This window comes from Bacillus sp. AR2-1, assembly GCF_008368755.1.
Classification (GTDB): Bacteria; Bacillota; Bacilli; order Bacillales; family Bacillaceae_G; genus Bacillus_A; species Bacillus_A wiedmannii.
Genome location: NZ_QORY01000021.1, coordinates 1 through 15,845 on the forward strand (window position 1 = coordinate 1; position 15,845 = coordinate 15,845).

General features: G+C 37.3%; 14 protein-coding genes, 2 tRNA genes, 1 rRNA gene and 2 riboswitches. Of the genes, 14 read left to right on the forward strand and 3 right to left on the reverse strand.

The genetic code is table 11. The features are described from left to right. Positions 1 to 49: 49 nt before the first annotated feature. From rrf to tsaD, 7 genes are all read left to right on the forward strand, one after another. Positions 50 to 165 (forward strand): 5S ribosomal RNA (gene rrf / locus DT250_RS24005). Positions 166 to 177: 12 nt separating this feature from the next. After that, positions 178 to 254: transfer RNA gene (locus DT250_RS24010), tRNA-Met, on the forward strand. Positions 255 to 257: 3 nt separating this feature from the next. After that, positions 258 to 333: transfer RNA gene (locus tag DT250_RS24015), tRNA-Asp, on the forward strand. A gap of 174 nt (positions 334 to 507) precedes the next feature. Continuing rightward, entirely contained in the window at positions 508 to 981 is a 474-nt protein-coding gene (gene tsaE, locus DT250_RS24020; RefSeq protein WP_000049636.1) for a tRNA (adenosine(37)-N6)-threonylcarbamoyltransferase complex ATPase subunit type 1 TsaE, read from the forward strand. Further along, positions 962 to 1,654, forward strand: coding sequence for a tRNA (adenosine(37)-N6)-threonylcarbamoyltransferase complex dimerization subunit type 1 TsaB (tsaB, locus tag DT250_RS24025; protein ID WP_048542995.1), 693 nt, complete (start codon positions 962 to 964; stop codon positions 1,652 to 1,654). The genes tsaE and tsaB overlap by 20 nt, the downstream gene beginning before the upstream one ends. A 13-nt stretch (positions 1,655 to 1,667) precedes the next feature. Continuing rightward, a complete protein-coding gene (gene rimI, locus DT250_RS24030; protein WP_000367200.1) occupies positions 1,668 to 2,111 on the forward strand; it encodes a ribosomal protein S18-alanine N-acetyltransferase in 444 nt (147 codons plus the stop codon). Continuing rightward, entirely contained in the window at positions 2,111 to 3,127 is a 1,017-nt protein-coding gene (gene tsaD, locus DT250_RS24035) for a tRNA (adenosine(37)-N6)-threonylcarbamoyltransferase complex transferase subunit TsaD (RefSeq protein WP_000414582.1), read from the forward strand. Before rimI ends, tsaD begins: the two co-directional genes overlap by 1 nt. Before the next feature lie 407 nt (positions 3,128 to 3,534). On the opposite strand, the gene DT250_RS24040 is transcribed toward tsaD, so the two are convergent. Next, positions 3,535 to 5,469 (reverse strand): ABC-F family ATP-binding cassette domain-containing protein, encoded by a 1,935-nt coding sequence (locus DT250_RS24040; RefSeq protein WP_000602169.1) that lies wholly within the window; start codon positions 5,467 to 5,469, stop codon positions 3,535 to 3,537. A 187-nt stretch (positions 5,470 to 5,656) separates the two neighbouring features. On the opposite strand from DT250_RS24040, the gene DT250_RS24045 reads away from it, so the two are divergent. Beyond that, complete coding sequence (locus DT250_RS24045) at positions 5,657 to 6,286, forward strand: redox-sensing transcriptional repressor Rex (RefSeq protein ID WP_000437704.1); 630 nt, start codon at positions 5,657 to 5,659, stop codon at positions 6,284 to 6,286. 29 nt (positions 6,287 to 6,315) lie between these two features. Here the strand turns inward: DT250_RS24045 and DT250_RS24050 are convergent, their stop codons facing one another. Together DT250_RS24050 and DT250_RS24055 are read right to left on the reverse strand one after the other, a co-directional pair. Beyond that, entirely contained in the window at positions 6,316 to 6,507 is a 192-nt protein-coding gene (locus tag DT250_RS24050) for a YdiK family protein (protein WP_149213787.1), read from the reverse strand. After that, positions 6,504 to 7,253 carry a CPBP family intramembrane glutamic endopeptidase gene (locus DT250_RS24055; protein ID WP_087981823.1) on the reverse strand — a complete coding sequence of 250 codons (750 nt, stop codon included), beginning with the start codon at positions 7,251 to 7,253 and terminating at the stop codon, positions 6,504 to 6,506. Before DT250_RS24055 ends, DT250_RS24050 begins: the two co-directional genes overlap by 4 nt. A gap of 401 nt (positions 7,254 to 7,654) precedes the next feature. On the opposite strand from DT250_RS24055, the gene groES reads away from it, so the two are divergent. The 6 genes from groES (at position 7,655) to DT250_RS24085 (ending at position 15,601) form a co-directional block, all read left to right on the forward strand. Beyond that, positions 7,655 to 7,939, forward strand: a complete 285-nt coding sequence (groES, locus tag DT250_RS24060; RefSeq protein ID WP_000917306.1) for a co-chaperone GroES — start codon at positions 7,655 to 7,657, stop codon at positions 7,937 to 7,939. 38 nt (positions 7,940 to 7,977) lie between these two features. Then, positions 7,978 to 9,612, forward strand: coding sequence for a chaperonin GroEL (groL, locus tag DT250_RS24065; protein ID WP_001029984.1), 1,635 nt, complete (start codon positions 7,978 to 7,980; stop codon positions 9,610 to 9,612). Between the two features lie 139 nt (positions 9,613 to 9,751). Further along, positions 9,752 to 9,853, forward strand: a riboswitch (purine riboswitch). A 165-nt stretch (positions 9,854 to 10,018) separates the two neighbouring features. Next, positions 10,019 to 11,557 carry a glutamine-hydrolyzing GMP synthase gene (gene guaA / locus DT250_RS24070; RefSeq protein ID WP_000743912.1) on the forward strand — a complete coding sequence of 513 codons (1,539 nt, stop codon included), beginning with the start codon at positions 10,019 to 10,021 and terminating at the stop codon, positions 11,555 to 11,557. Between the two features lie 153 nt (positions 11,558 to 11,710). Continuing rightward, positions 11,711 to 11,812: riboswitch (purine riboswitch) on the forward strand. A 128-nt stretch (positions 11,813 to 11,940) separates the two neighbouring features. Next, positions 11,941 to 13,266 (forward strand): NCS2 family permease, encoded by a 1,326-nt coding sequence (locus DT250_RS24075; RefSeq protein WP_000833103.1) that lies wholly within the window; start codon positions 11,941 to 11,943, stop codon positions 13,264 to 13,266. A 144-nt stretch (positions 13,267 to 13,410) separates the two neighbouring features. Beyond that, positions 13,411 to 14,112, forward strand: coding sequence for a response regulator transcription factor (locus DT250_RS24080; RefSeq protein WP_087981820.1), 702 nt, complete (start codon positions 13,411 to 13,413; stop codon positions 14,110 to 14,112). Continuing rightward, on the forward strand, positions 14,096 to 15,601 hold the full coding sequence (locus tag DT250_RS24085; RefSeq protein WP_149213788.1) for a sensor histidine kinase: 1,506 nt from the start codon (positions 14,096 to 14,098) through the stop codon (positions 15,599 to 15,601). The genes DT250_RS24080 and DT250_RS24085 overlap by 17 nt, the downstream gene beginning before the upstream one ends. Positions 15,602 to 15,845: the final 244 nt, after the last annotated feature.

Here is a 15,845-nt window from a genome sequence, read left to right on the forward strand (position 1 = left end):
CTTTAAAAGTTAAATAAGTTATGATGATTCTTGTCTTAAATGAATACAGTCTGGTAATGATGGCAGAGAGGTCACACCCGTTCCCATACCGAACACGGAAGTTAAGCTCTCTAGCGCCGATGGTAGTTGGGACCTTGTCCCTGTGAGAGTAGGACGTTGCCAGGCTATTTATATCATCGCGGGGTGGAGCAGCACGGTAGCTCGTCGGGCTCATAACCCGAAGGTCGCAGGTTCAAATCCTGTCCCCGCAACCAAATGGTCCCGTGGTGTAGTGGTTAACATGCCTGCCTGTCACGCAGGAGATCGCCGGTTCGACCCCGGTCGGGACCGCCATTTTATATAAAGAAAAGAACGAAACATGTTGTTTCGTATTTTTTTATTTGTTTTAACAAAAAACTAATAAAGACAGTCAAACTATCCTTAGGAAAACTCCTAAGGACTTTTTTATATATTCAAAACCTGTATAATAAAGAGCAGAGAACATTGTGAGTAAAGTAGGTGAAGTCTGTGAGTAAATATGAAATAACAACAAACTCTTCTGAGGAAACACAAAGATTATCAGAAAAACTAGGTGGACTTGTTGGGGCACAAGATGTAATTATTTTAGAAGGAGACCTAGGGGCTGGTAAGACAACTTTTACAAAAGGACTAGCAAAAGGTCTTGGAGTGAAAAGAGTTGTAAATAGTCCTACCTTTAATATTATTAAAGAATATAAAGGGAGATTGCCGCTATATCATATGGACGTGTATCGCTTAGCAGAAAGTGAAGAGGACTTAGGTTTTGATGAGTATTTCTACGGTGAAGGAATTACTGTAGTAGAATGGGCTCATTTAATAGAAGCATTTTTACCAAATGAGAAGTTACAAATTAGTTTATTCCATGCTGGAGATGATACAAGGAAAATTGTACTCGAGCCAATTGGAGATCGATATATTAGATTATGTGAGGAGCTATTACAAGATGAAAGTACTAGCAATTGATACTTCAAATTACGTAATGGGTGTATCCCTTATTGAGGAAGGAAACGTAATTGGGGAAATCATTACAAACTTAACAAAAAACCATTCTGTACGTCTTATGCCAGCTGTAGAGAAATTGTTAAAAGAATGTGGTGTAAAACCGAAAGAATTAACTAAAATAGTTGTAGCTGCTGGACCTGGATCATATACAGGTGTTCGCATAGGTGTGACAGCTGCAAAAACATTAGCTTGGTCACTTCAAATACCAATTGTAGGTGTATCAAGTTTAGAAGTAGTGGCTGCAAACGGTGCTAATTTTGATGGATTAATCTGTCCTTTATTCGATGGAAGACGCGGACAAATTTATACTGGGTTATATACATATGAAGGAGAGCATTTAACTTCTATAGAAGAAGACCGAATCATCCTTATTGTAGACTGGTTGCAAATGTTAAAAGATACAGGAAAGCCTGTTTTATTTATTGGTAACGATGTTAAACTGCACAAAGAGACGATTATCGAACATTTAGGCAACCAAGCTGTATTTGCTCCCTTCACTAAAAATAACCCAAGACCAAGTGAGTTAGCTTTCTTAGGGTTACAAAAAGAAGAACAAGATGTACATTCATTTGTTCCTAGTTATCTTCGTTTAGCTGAAGCTGAAACAAAGTGGTTAGAAAGTCAAAACAAGTAGGAGCTTGCAGAAGATGGATATGATATTTAGAAAGATGGAACTCGATGATATCGCTCAAATTGTAGCTATTGAAGAAGCGTCTTTTTCAACTCCTTGGACTGCGGATGCCTTTCACCGTGAGTTAACGACGAATGAACATGCACATTATGTTGTGCTAGAAAAAGATGGTCGTGTAATTGGGTATTGTGGATTGTGGATAATTATTGATGAATCACATATAACAAATGTAGCTATTTTGCCAGAATACAGAGGTCAAAAGCTAGGGGATGCTTTATTGAAAGAAGTTATTTCCGAAGCGAAAGATTTAGGGGTAAAAACGATGACGCTTGAAGTACGTGTATCAAATGAAGTAGCAAAACAGTTATACAGAAAATACGGATTTCAAAATGGTGGAATTCGTAAACGATACTATGCAGACAATCAGGAAGATGGTCTCGTAATGTGGGTGAATATATAATGGAAAAAAATACGATTATACTTGGTATTGAAACAAGTTGTGATGAAACAGCAGTAGCAGTTGTTAAAAATGGAACGGAAATTATTGCGAATGTCGTCGCATCACAAATTGAAAGTCATAAACGTTTTGGCGGAGTTGTACCAGAGATTGCATCACGTCATCATGTAGAAGAAATTACAGTTGTGTTAGAAGAAGCTTTAAAAGAAGCAAATATCACATTTGATGATATTGATGCAATTGCTGTAACAGAAGGACCTGGGTTAGTAGGAGCGCTTTTAATAGGAGTAAATGCAGCGAAAGCAGTGGCTTTTGCACATGATATTCCTCTAGTGGGTGTTCATCATATAGCTGGGCACATTTATGCGAACCGTTTAGTAAAAGAAGTTCAATTCCCACTACTATCACTTGTTGTATCTGGTGGACATACGGAGCTTGTTTATATGAAAGAACATGGTTCATTCGAAGTGATTGGTGAAACAAGAGATGATGCAGCTGGAGAGGCATATGATAAAGTAGCTCGAACATTATCCATGCCATATCCAGGTGGTCCTCACATTGATCGCCTTGCACATGAAGGGGAACCGACAATCGATTTGCCTCGTGCATGGCTAGAACCTGATTCGTATGATTTCAGTTTCAGTGGATTGAAATCAGCAGTTATCAACACTGTGCATAACGCGAAACAACGCGGGATAGAAATTGCACCGGAAGATTTAGCAGCAAGTTTCCAAGCGAGTGTAATAGATGTGCTTGTAACGAAAGCATCTCGTGCAGCAGAAGCGTATAACGTAAAGCAACTGCTTCTTGCTGGTGGAGTAGCTGCGAATAAAGGACTTCGCGCACGTTTGGAAGCGGAATTTGCGACAAAAGAAAATATCGAGCTAATTATTCCTCCACTATCTTTATGTACCGATAATGCAGCGATGATTGCAGCCGCAGGTACAATTGCATACGAACAAGGAAAACGTGCTACATTAGCTCTAAATGCAAATCCAGGATTAGATATTGAAGAATAGTTATGCACAAAATTAACCACAGCTTGTGGATAAAACCCATATTATCTGTTGATAATGTGGGTTTTATTGTGTATATAAAATGTTGATAACTTTTTTGAGATTTGTGGATAATGTGGAAAAGTTATTTTGGGGTTTATTTTATAAAGGTGGATATGTGTATAAACCTGTGGATAAAGTAGATGAAGTCTGACCTTTGAATGTATTCTTTTTTGGGAAATAAATCGCAAGAAGATATCTCTAAAAAACATTTTGAAATGTGTCCTTATTATAGGGGCGAGCCAACATTGTCAAACTTTGTCGGTAAATCGGTATGTCGTGTCGAATCGTTTATACCCTAGCTAGAAGATAAAAAGGATGTCGCATAGTCAAAAATCCCGACTTATGAGACATCCTTCTTATTCATACTCTTATAAATGTAATTCTTCCCATTCTGCCATACAAGCATCAAGTTGCTCTTGTAGTGTTTGCTTTTTCGTTGTAATTTCACTAGCCTTTTCATAATCTGCATATATTTCTGGTAAGCAAAGTTGATCTTCTAACGTAGCAATTTCTTCTTCAAATTCTACAATATTTTGTTCTAGTTCCTCAATTTTTCGAGTGCGTTGACGTTCTAATTGTTTACGCTCTTTTTCTTCGAGATAATTTAATTTTTCTTGCGCTACAGTTTTTTGAACAGGTGCTTGGTTTTCTTGCTGTTCTTGTTGTTCAAATGCTGCACGTTCAATCATTTCATTTTTCTTCTCCACATAGTAATCGTAATCGCCTAAATACTCTTGTGCACCTTCTGTTGACAACTCAACAACGGTCGTCGTTACACGATTAATAAAGTAGCGGTCATGTGAAACAAATAGAAGGGTGCCTGGATAATCAATTAAAGCATTCTCCAAAATTTCTTTACTATTTAAATCAAGATGGTTCGTAGGTTCATCGAGAATTAATAAATTTGATTTTTGCATCATAAGTTTTGCAAGAGCTAATCGAGCTTTTTGTCCACCACTAAGAGAAGATACTGGTTTTAGTACATCATCCCCTGTGAATAAGAAGTTACCTAATATCGTGCGAATTTCTTTTTCGGGCTGCAAGGGATATTCATCCCATAACTCATTTAAAACTCGCTTAGAAGATGTTAAGTTTGCTTGTTCTTGATCATAATAACCAACAGATACATTGGATCCGAAAGAAACATCACCATTTAATAGTGGTAACTTATTCACAAGTGATTTTAATAATGTGGATTTTCCAATTCCGTTTGGACCAACTAAAGCAACGCTATCCCCGCGAGTTAAGCGCATAGTTACATGTTCAATAATCGGATCATCATCATAGCCGATAGTTGCATCCTTTACTTGTAAAACATCATTTCCACTTTGTTTTTCGATATCGAAGTGGAAGGATGCTGACTTAGAATCACCTAATGGTCTAGTCAATAATTCCATTCTATCTAATTGTTTACGACGGCTTTGAGCACGTTTTGTCGTAGATGCGCGCGCTATATTTTTTTGAACGAAATCCTCAAGCTTAGCGATTTCATCTTGTTGTTTTTCATAACGTTTCATGTCTTGCTCGTATAATGCTGATTTTAAGTCTAAATATTTACTGTAGTTACCAACAAATCGTCTGCTTTCTTTATTCGAAATTTCATATACTTGTGTAACGAGTTTATCTAAGAAATAACGGTCATGGGAAACGATTAGTATTGCGCCAGGATAGCCTTGTAAATATTGTTCAAGCCATGTTAATGTTTCGATGTCTAAATGGTTTGTAGGCTCGTCCAAAATAAGTAGGTCTGGTTTCGTTAATAATAATTTACCGAGAGCTAATCGTGTTTTTTGTCCACCGCTTAATGTAGAAATCGTCGTCTGGTGCGTTTCAACTGGGAAGCCAAGACCACTTAAAATCGAGCGAATATCTGCTTCATATTGATATCCACCTTGATCTTTATAATCTAATTGCAATTGGTCATAATCAGCTAATAATCTTTCATATGTAGCCTCGTTTGAAAAGTTTTCTTCTTTTCCCATCTCTTGCTCTAGCCTTCGAAGTTTTGTCTCCATTTGCTGCAAGTGTGTAAAGACGGTTAACATTTCATCCCAAATTGTTAAAGACGTTTCTAAACCGGTATTTTGAGCTAAATATCCGATTGAGACATCTTTTGGTTTTATAATTTCGCCACCATCATGAGATAGCTCACCAGCTATTATTTTTAATAGTGTAGATTTTCCGGCCCCATTTCGTCCGACTAATGCGATACGATCTTTCGTTTGAACTTCCAATTTTATGTTTGCAAGAATCGTTTCGGCACCGTATAATTTCGTAAGCGCGTTTACTTGTAATAAAATCAATGTTTTCACCTCAAATAATTTCTTAACTTTGCCATGTTTATATTTCTCAATCATACTAAAAATAGTGTATAGTTTAAAATAAAGAGAGAATACTTCTTCTCTTTATTATACAGGGAAATTCATGAGTGCTAAACTTCTGTATTTGATTCAAGTATATGAATAAAGATAGGAAGAGAGGAGAGGTTATATGGAGCAGCAAAAAATTCCACAGGCCACTGCCAAACGATTGCCTCTATACTATCGATTTATCCAAAACTTATCTCTTTCTGGTAAGCAACGTGTTTCATCAGCCGAATTGAGTGAAGCGGTAAAAGTTGATTCCGCAACGATTCGAAGAGATTTTTCATATTTTGGAGCGTTAGGGAAAAAAGGTTATGGATATAACGTAAATTATTTATTATCATTTTTCCGTGAAACACTCGACCAAGATGATATAACACGTGTAGCACTTATTGGAGTAGGTAATTTAGGGACCGCTTTCTTACATTATAATTTCACGAAAAATAATAATACAAAAATTGAAATGGCGTTTGATGTTAGTGAAGAGAAAGTCGGGACAGAAATCGGGGGCATTCCTGTATATCATTTAGATGAATTAGAAGAACGTTTATCAACTGATATACAAGTGGCAATATTAACAGTACCCGCTACAGTAGCACAATCTGTAGCAGATAGATTGGCAGAAACGAACGTGCATGGTATTTTAAATTTCACACCAGCGCGCTTAAATGTGTCAGATAATATAAGAATTCACCATATTGATTTAGCGGTAGAGTTACAAACACTTGTTTACTTTTTAAAGAATTATCCACAATAAAACGCAGAGGAAGCGACCTCTGCGTTTTATTATTGTTTTTTCTTTGTGAATTTAACTAAGATAAGGCGAAGTGCCAAATTAAAATCAATTGTTGCCATAACTGCAAATAGTATTGTCCACATATTCCAGATTGTATCTGTTATGTTCGTAATGGCGAAGCGTGTAAAGATACATCCTAGAAGGAAGTACAATGCAGCCATGAACAATGGTGAGTTCCTCATACTAAAAATCCTCCGATAAAGCCTTGCATTTTTTCAGCTTCTTTAATCATTTCTTGAATTTGTTCATTGCTCATTAAAACTTGAGCAACTGCAACTAATGTATTCATTGCAACATGAGCTGCGATAGGGACGATAATACGCTTCGTTTTTACATATAAAAAGGCGAATACGAGCCCCATAGAAGTGTATACCAATAAGTGAGTGAAATCAAAATGAATTGCTGCGAATACAAGAGAACTAATGATAGCAGCAATAAAGAAGTTAAACTTCTTATAAAGTGTACCAAATAAAATTTTTCTAAATACGATTTCTTCCAAAATAGGTCCTATTATAGAGATAACGATAAGGAACCAAGGTGTCGTTTTTGCGATATCCATAAGTCTTGCTGTATTTTCTGATCCAGGTTTAATTCCTAATACACGCATTTCTATCATACCGGCAATACTTTGTGAGAAAAATGCTAGGAAGAACCCGATAAAAATCCAACCAATCGTAGCTGGAACAGTAGAGCGCATTGTATCTAAACGTCTGTCACGAATATCTGTTCTAAGTAACCAAAGTACGATACATAATGCAATAAAGAAGCTAATGATTGCCCAGTGGCCAGTTATGAGTTGAAATTTCTCTTCTCTAGTAAATCCCCTGTTATCATAAAGTCCAGTTTTCAGCAGAAGTGGTAATCCAGCAATGGATGATAACTGCATTAAAATGTATGTAACGATAACCCACCAATATTGTTTTTTCAAATGGTTTAACCATCCTTTCTAACTCTAGTGTATGAGATAAGGTAGGATAACATGTAAGTATGCTACCTACGATATAAACCTCGCTTAAATTATGTTTTTTTCGTAAATCCTTATTTGAAATTATAATAGAAGACAGGAGAAAGTTGTGTGTATAGCGAAAACAACTTAGGGTGTCCTTTCATATTGTAACATACGAGTAGGGGAAACAACGATTCATATAGTAAAGGTAGAAGAAGAGGGACTCTATATAGAAAAGTGTATAGCTTAATTTGCGAAAAAATTATGATTTTTTTACTTGCAAAAGAAATTGAGATTATTTATTATTATAAGTGTGTTAGCACTCGGGTGACTTGAGTGCTAATAAATAAAATTTACATAACAAAATGAGGAGGTTATTGTTCATGCTAAAGCCATTAGGTGATCGCGTTGTAATTGAGCTTGTTCAAGCAGAAGAAAAAACAGCAAGTGGTATTGTATTACCAGACACTGCAAAAGAAAAACCACAAGAGGGTAAAGTTATTGCAGTAGGTACTGGTCGAGTGCTTGAAAATGGTGAGCGTGTTGCTCTAGAGGTAGCTGCAGGTGATCTTATCATCTTCTCAAAATATGCAGGTACTGAAGTAAAATATGAAGGTACTGACTACTTGATTTTACGTGAAAGTGACATTTTAGCAGTTATCGGTTAATTATATAAATCTTAAAAAATTCAAGGGGGTCAATTATTATGGCAAAAGATATTAAATTTAGTGAAGAAGCACGTCGTTCGATGCTTCGCGGTGTCGACACTCTTGCAAACGCAGTAAAAGTAACGCTTGGACCAAAAGGTCGTAACGTTGTACTTGAGAAAAAATTCGGTTCACCACTTATTACAAATGATGGTGTAACAATCGCAAAAGAAATCGAATTAGAAGATGCATTCGAAAATATGGGTGCAAAATTAGTAGCAGAAGTTGCTAGCAAAACAAATGATGTAGCTGGTGACGGAACAACAACTGCAACTGTATTAGCACAAGCAATGATTCGTGAAGGTCTTAAAAACGTAACAGCTGGTGCGAACCCAATGGGTCTTCGTAAAGGCATCGAAAAAGCTGTTACTGCTGCAATTGCAGAATTAAAAGAGATTTCTAAACCAATCGAAGGTAAATCTTCTATCGCACAAGTAGCTGCTATTTCTGCAGCTGACGAAGAAGTAGGTCAATTAATCGCTGAAGCAATGGAGCGCGTTGGTAACGACGGCGTTATTACTTTAGAAGAATCTAAAGGATTTACAACAGAATTAGACGTAGTAGAAGGTATGCAATTTGATCGTGGATATGCATCTCCTTACATGATTACTGATTCTGACAAAATGGAAGCAGTTCTTGATAACCCATACATCTTAATTACTGATAAGAAGATTTCTAACATCCAAGAAATCTTACCAGTGTTAGAGCAAGTGGTACAACAAGGTAAACCACTTCTTATCATCGCTGAAGATGTAGAAGGCGAAGCTTTAGCTACATTAGTAGTGAACAAACTTCGTGGTACATTCAATGTAGTAGCTGTTAAAGCTCCTGGATTTGGTGACCGTCGTAAAGCAATGCTAGAAGATATCGCAATCTTAACTGGTGGCGAAGTAATCACTGAAGAATTAGGTCGTGACTTAAAATCTGCTACAATTGAATCTTTAGGACGTGCTGGTAAAGTTGTTGTAACGAAAGAAAACACAACTGTAGTTGAAGGTATCGGAAATTCACAACAAATCGAAGCTCGCATCGGTCAAATCCGCGCGCAATTAGAAGAAACTACTTCTGAATTCGATCGTGAAAAATTACAAGAGCGTCTTGCAAAACTTGCAGGTGGCGTAGCAGTAATTAAAGTAGGTGCAGCAACTGAAACTGAGTTAAAAGAGCGCAAACTTCGCATTGAAGATGCACTTAACTCAACTCGTGCAGCAGTAGAAGAAGGTATCGTTGCAGGTGGTGGTACTTCACTTATGAACGTATACACGAAAGTAGCTTCTATCGTAGCTGAAGGCGACGAAGCAACAGGTATCAACATCGTACTTCGCGCACTAGAAGAGCCAGTTCGTCAAATCGCAATCAACGCTGGTCTAGAAGGATCTGTAGTTGTAGAGCGTCTAAAAGGCGAAAAAGTAGGCGTTGGTTTCAACGCAGCTACTGGCGAGTGGGTTAACATGCTTGAAACTGGTATCGTAGACCCAGCTAAAGTAACTCGTTCTGCACTTCAAAACGCAGCATCTGTTGCAGCTATGTTCTTAACAACTGAAGCTGTAGTAGCTGACAAACCAGAACCAAATGCACCAGCAATGCCTGACATGGGCGGCATGGGCATGGGCGGTATGGGCGGAATGATGTAATTCCGTTTGCTCGAAAAACATCCATTTCTATATAGAAATGGATGTTTTTTTATGTTTTTTAGAAAAGGAAATTAATTTCTGTAGAATTTTGTCGCTTTCTCTCTTGACCATATCGATACTTCATTGTTAGAATCTAGGGAGATAATATAAAAAAATCCTTCATATATCCTCGATGATATGGTTTGAGAGTCTCTACCGGGTTACCGTAAACAACCTGACTATGAAGGCAGTGCGTCTTATATTTATAAAGAGCGGAAGACTATCTTTCTTTATAAAGCCAGACCCCTGCCTTTTCTTTGTTATGAGACTAGAGGCGGAGGACTGGCTTTTTTTATTATATTAGTAATGCTTTTTGCCTAATTGGTAAAAATATTTATATACGAGAACTAACGTTGGGGTGATTATTTTGAAGAAGCAGCATGATACAATTATCGTTTTAGATTTTGGGAGTCAGTACAATCAGTTAATAGCACGTCGAATTCGTGAGTTCGGTGTATACAGTGAACTTCATCCACATACAATTACTGCAGAAGAAATTAAAGCAATGAATCCAAAAGGGATTATCTTCTCTGGTGGACCAAATAGTGTATACGGTGAAGGCGCATTACATTGTGATGAAAAAATCTTTGAACTAGGATTACCGATCTTCGGTATTTGTTACGGTATGCAGCTTATGACGCAACACTTCGGTGGTAAAGTAGAACGTGCAAACCACCGTGAGTACGGAAAAGCTGTTCTTAAAGTAGAGAACGAATCAAAATTATATGCGAACCTTCCAGAAGAGCAAGTTGTATGGATGAGCCATGGTGACTTAGTAACTGGTTTACCTGAAGGATTCGTAGTAGATGCAACAAGTGAGTCTTGTCCAATTGCTGGTATGAGCAATGAAGACAAAAACTTATACGGTGTACAATTCCACCCAGAAGTACGTCATTCTGAGCACGGTAACGATTTAATTAAAAACTTCGTATTCGGCGCATGTGGTTGTTCTGAAGGATGGAACATGGAGAACTTTATCGAAGTAGAATTAGAGAAAATCCGTGAAACTGTTGGAGACAAAAAAGTACTATGCGCACTTAGCGGCGGTGTAGACTCTTCTGTTGTAGCAGTATTAATTCATAAGGCAATCGGTGACCAATTAACATGTATTTTCGTTGACCACGGTTTACTTCGTAAAGGTGAAGCAGAAGGCGTTATGAAAACATTCAGCGAAGGTTTCCACATGAACGTTATTAAAGTGGATGCACAAGAACGCTTCATGAACAAGTTAAAAGGTGTAGAAGATCCAGAACAAAAACGTAAAATCATCGGTAATGAATTCATTTACGTATTTGATGATGAAGCTTCTAAATTACAAGGAATGGACTTCCTAGCGCAAGGTACACTTTATACAGACATCGTTGAGAGTGGTACAGCAACTGCACAAACAATTAAATCTCACCATAACGTTGGTGGTCTTCCAGAAGACATGCAGTTCAAATTAATTGAGCCTTTAAACACGTTATTTAAAGATGAAGTACGTGTATTAGGATCAGAACTAGGAATTCCTGATGAAATCGTATGGCGTCAACCATTCCCGGGCCCTGGTCTTGGTATTCGTGTATTAGGTGAAATCACAGAAGAGAAATTAGAAATCGTTCGTGAATCTGATGCGATTTTACGTGAAGAAATTATTAAAGCGGGCTTAGACCGTGAAGTTTGGCAATACTTCACTGCGCTTCCTGGTATGCGTAGCGTAGGTGTTATGGGTGACGAGCGTACTTACGATTACACAGTAGGTATCCGCGCAGTAACATCTATCGACGGTATGACAGCTGACTGGGCACGTATCCCTTGGGACGTATTAGAGAAAATCTCTGTACGTATCGTAAACGAAGTAAAACACGTTAACCGTATCGTGTATGATATAACAAGTAAGCCACCAGCAACTATTGAGTGGGAATAGTATTATAAAAAGAGATCCATCTATTGCTCATGCATAGATGGATCTTTTGTGTTTCGCTCTTAATACGAACGAAAATGCAAAAGTTTGTAAAAATGTTCGTTTTTAAATTGACAAAACTACTTCATCGAGTTAATATGAGTATGTAATTTAAACGAAAAGTGAATATTATGCCGTCGTATAATATCGGGGATATGGCCCGAAAGTTTCTACCTAGCTACCGTAAATGGCTTGACTACGAGGCGTTTAGATAAAGATGAGGGGAAACTTGTCTTTATTCATAGAACGCTTCCATGTATATGCAATGGAAGCCTTTTTTATTTTTAATAGATAAAAGAGGGCTAGGGAGATTACGGCGAGTAATCATATAACGGGGGAAACGTAAGATGAAACGCTATTTTCAGTTTGATGAACTCGGCACAAATTATAAAACAGAGTTCATAGCAGGTTTAACGACATTTTTATCTATGGCTTATGTATTATTTGTCAATCCTGCTACGCTGTCACTTGGAAATGTTAAAGGGTTACCAGCAGGTACAGGAATGGATCCAGGTGCAGTATTCGTTGCTACAGCATTAGCAGCAGCGATTGGTTCGTTAATTATGGGGATATTCGCGAAGTATCCGATTGCTTTGGCGCCGGGTATGGGAATTAACGCGTTCTTTGCTTATACGGCAGTTTTGACGATGGGAATTCCGTGGCAGACAGCAATTGCTGGAACGTTAATGTCAGGTATTATCTTTATTATTCTTACAGCTTCAGGTATTCGTGAAAAAATCATTAATGCAATTCCGACAGAGTTAAAGTTTGCAGTAGCGGCAGGTATTGGATTGTTTATTGCTTTCCTTGGATTCCAAAATGCCGGAATTATCGTGAAAAATGATGCTGTTCTTGTTGGATTGGGGGATTTAACAAAGGGCACAACGTTACTAGCAATCTTCGGGGTTGTTACTACAATCATCTTCATGATTAAGAAAGTTAATGGTGCAGTGTTCTACGGTATGATTCTTACAGCAATCTTAGGAGTAGCGACAGGATTAATTGATACTCCAAAAGCTGTAGTGGGAGCAATACCGAGTCTAGAACCAACGTTCGGTGTGGCGTTAACTCACTTTGGAGACATTTTCACTGTTCAAATGGTGATTGTTATTATAACGTTCTTCTTTATCGATTTCTTTGATACAGCAGGTACACTTGTAGCGGTTGCAAATCAAGCTGGATTAATGAAGAATAATAAATTACCACGTGCAGGAAAAGCGTTATTCGCAGATGCGATCGCAACTGTAATCGGTGCGATCCTAGGTACATCAACAACAACGTCTTACATTGAGTCGTCTGCAGGGGTAGCAGCGGGTGGACGTTCTGGATTTACAGCAGTTGTAACAGCAGGATTCTTCTTGCTGGCACTATTCTTCTCGCCATTATTAAGCGTTGTAACACCAGCTGTAACAGCGCCAGCATTAATTATTGTAGGGATCTTGATGGTTTCATCTTTAGGCGAAATTGATTGGAAGAAATTCGAGATTGCAGTACCAGCATTCTTTACAATCATTTCAATGCCACTTACGTATAGTATTGCGACAGGGATTGCAATCGGGTTTATCTTCTATCCAATTACAATGGTAGTAAGTGGTCGTCGTAAAGAGATTCATCCAATTATGTATGTTATGGGAGTTTTATTCGTACTATATTTCATCTACGTTCGTAAATAAAAGGGGTTTTTGAAAGGTCTAGACTTAAGGGGAGTCTAGACCTTTTTTGCGTCTTCAGAAAATCTTAAGGATTTCCGAGCGTTTTTCTTCAGAAGTTTTCCTATAATAGAAGTTAGGGATTAAAAAAGTGATGGGGGAGATATTTTGGCGCACGAAACAATACTTGTCGTAGATGATGAAAAAGAAATTAGAAATCTTATTACAATCTATTTAAAGAATGAAGGATATAAAGTGTTGCAAGCAGGAGACGGAGAAGAAGGATTACGTTTACTAGAAGAAAATGAAGTACATCTAGTCGTATTAGATATTATGATGCCAAAGGTAGATGGTATTCATATGTGTATGAAAGTAAGAGAATCGAAAGAAATGCCAATTATTATGCTTTCTGCGAAAACGCAAGATATGGATAAAATTTTAGGATTAACAACAGGTGCAGATGATTACGTAACGAAACCATTTAATCCGTTAGAGTTAATCGCAAGAATTAAATCTCAGTTACGTCGTTATATGAAGATGAATGGTTTTGCTCTTCAAAATGAGGACGAGCTAGAAATTGGAGAGATGAAGATAAACATCTCAACCCATACAGTCATTGTAGATGGAGAAGAAGTGAAACTGACCCCGAGGGAATTTTCGATTTTAGAATTACTAGCTCGTAATCCTGGGATGGTCTTTAGCGCGGAACAAATTTATGAAAAGGTTTGGAACGAAAGATCTTTCCAGTCGGATAACACGGTAATGGTTCATATTCGGAAAGTGCGTGAAAAGATTGAGGAGAATCCAAGGAAGCCAATATATATAAAAACAGTATGGGGAGTGGGGTATAAGATTGAAAAAGATATTTAATCCATTTACTTATGTTAGGAAAATTCGAGAATTAATTGGAAAGATAGTGAAGAGTGTGAAACGGAGTATACGAATCCAACTTATTACTGCGTTTACTGCTTGTGCGTTATTAGGGCTTTTTTTTGCAAAGGGAGCAGCACCTTTTTTTGAGAATGCGAATCGGCAGGCGACAATCGATTATCGGTCTGGTATGAGAGAAATTCACCAACAAGCTCAAAGCGTGGCGAATAGTTCAGTTCACGAAAATAAATTAGAAGCTATATCCAATATGATCGAAATGGAGAACCAAAATTTAGAACGAGGATCTAGAGCTTTAAAAGTACTGGTTACTGACGAGAGCGGCAAAGTTGTATATAAGACGAAGCAGGCACAAGAAGAACAAATTGATTTGCACAATACAATTCGTAATGCAGCATCATTTGCAATCAACTATTCAAATGGCCAAGATGCATTTGAAAATATAAGAAAAGAATTTATAGCTTTTGCACCTATTACAATAGAAGATAAGAATTTATACATGTTTGTTAGTGGGATTCCGGGAGGTGAAGTGAGATATCATACGCAAGAAGGGCCGTTTCCATTTTTTATAGGTGTACTCGTATTTATTTTCTCTTTCTTCTATATAACAAAGAGAAAGATGAAGCAAATTGAAGCGATGGCACAAGGTGTAAAGGAAATAGAAAAAGGCAACTTAGCGTATCGTATTGAGAAGAAAGGTGAGGACGAGATTGCGTCTTTAACTGAGAATATTAATAATATGGCAGAAGAGCTTATGAATAATATAGAAAAGGAACGTAAATTAGAGAAGCAAAAGAATGAGCTTATTACGAATGTATCTCACGATTTGCGTACACCACTGACTTCTATTATGGGTTACTTGCGATTACTTCGAGATTCTAAATATGAAAATAAAGAACAACATGATGAGTATACGAGAATTGCTTTTGCGAAGTCGGAGCAGTTAAAGAATTTAATAGAAGATTTATTTGAGTATACGAAGTTAACAAATGAGCAAGTTGTATTAGAAAAACAAGAGGTTTGTATAAATGAGTTATTGGAGCAATTAATAGAAGAGTTAGTACCGCAGGCGGAAGAGCATGGACTTGCGTTTGTTAAGAAGTTTCCTGAGGAACGTGCCTATGCAGCGGTTGATTCGGAAAAGATGGTACGTGTATTTGATAATCTATTAATGAACGCGATTAAGTATAGTAAAGATGATGGGGAGATAAAAGTTTCTCTTCAAAGGCAGCGCCGGGATATACAAATTGTAATTGCGAATCATAGTGAAGAGTTTACGAGAGAAGAGTTAGGGAGTTTGTTTGAACGTTTTTATAAGAAGGATCAATCTAGAAGTAGAGTAACAGAAGGATCGGGACTTGGATTAGCGATTGCGAAAAGTATTGTTGAGCTGCAAGGTGGTAGTATTCGAGCAGAATATGAGGATGGTATTATTCAGTTTATCGTCTCGTTACCAATTATAGAAAAATAATAAATGAATAGAATGATATTTGATAAAAAGGCTTATTTTAAAAGAAATAAGCCTTTTTATATTTTTTTAGAAAAATATGTTGACGATTAGAGTATAGAGGTGTAATATAGGAAAAGTCGCCGATGTAATAACGCAGAACGCGGCAAACGAAATGAAAAACTTAGTTGACATTGAAACATGAAGATGTTAACATAAGGGAGTCGCAAATGAGCGACCGAGTAGCTCTTTGAAAACTGAACGAAAC

Excerpts from the sequence above, each read along its gene's own strand:
- tsaB (WP_048542995.1), top strand. The coding sequence starts at position 962 with ATGAAAGTACTAGCAATTGATACTTCAAATTACGTAATGGGTGTATCC.
- rimI (WP_000367200.1), top strand. The coding sequence starts at position 1,668 with ATGGATATGATATTTAGAAAGATGGAACTCGATGATATCGCTCAAATT.
- tsaD (WP_000414582.1), top strand. The coding sequence starts at position 2,111 with ATGGAAAAAAATACGATTATACTTGGTATTGAAACAAGTTGTGATGAA.
- DT250_RS24045 (WP_000437704.1), top strand. The coding sequence starts at position 5,657 with ATGGAGCAGCAAAAAATTCCACAGGCCACTGCCAAACGATTGCCTCTA.
- DT250_RS24050 (WP_149213787.1), bottom strand. The coding sequence starts at position 6,507 with ATGAGGAACTCACCATTGTTCATGGCTGCATTGTACTTCCTTCTAGGA.
- groES (WP_000917306.1), top strand. The coding sequence starts at position 7,655 with ATGCTAAAGCCATTAGGTGATCGCGTTGTAATTGAGCTTGTTCAAGCA.
- groL (WP_001029984.1), top strand. The coding sequence starts at position 7,978 with ATGGCAAAAGATATTAAATTTAGTGAAGAAGCACGTCGTTCGATGCTT.
- DT250_RS24075 (WP_000833103.1), top strand. The coding sequence starts at position 11,941 with ATGAAACGCTATTTTCAGTTTGATGAACTCGGCACAAATTATAAAACA.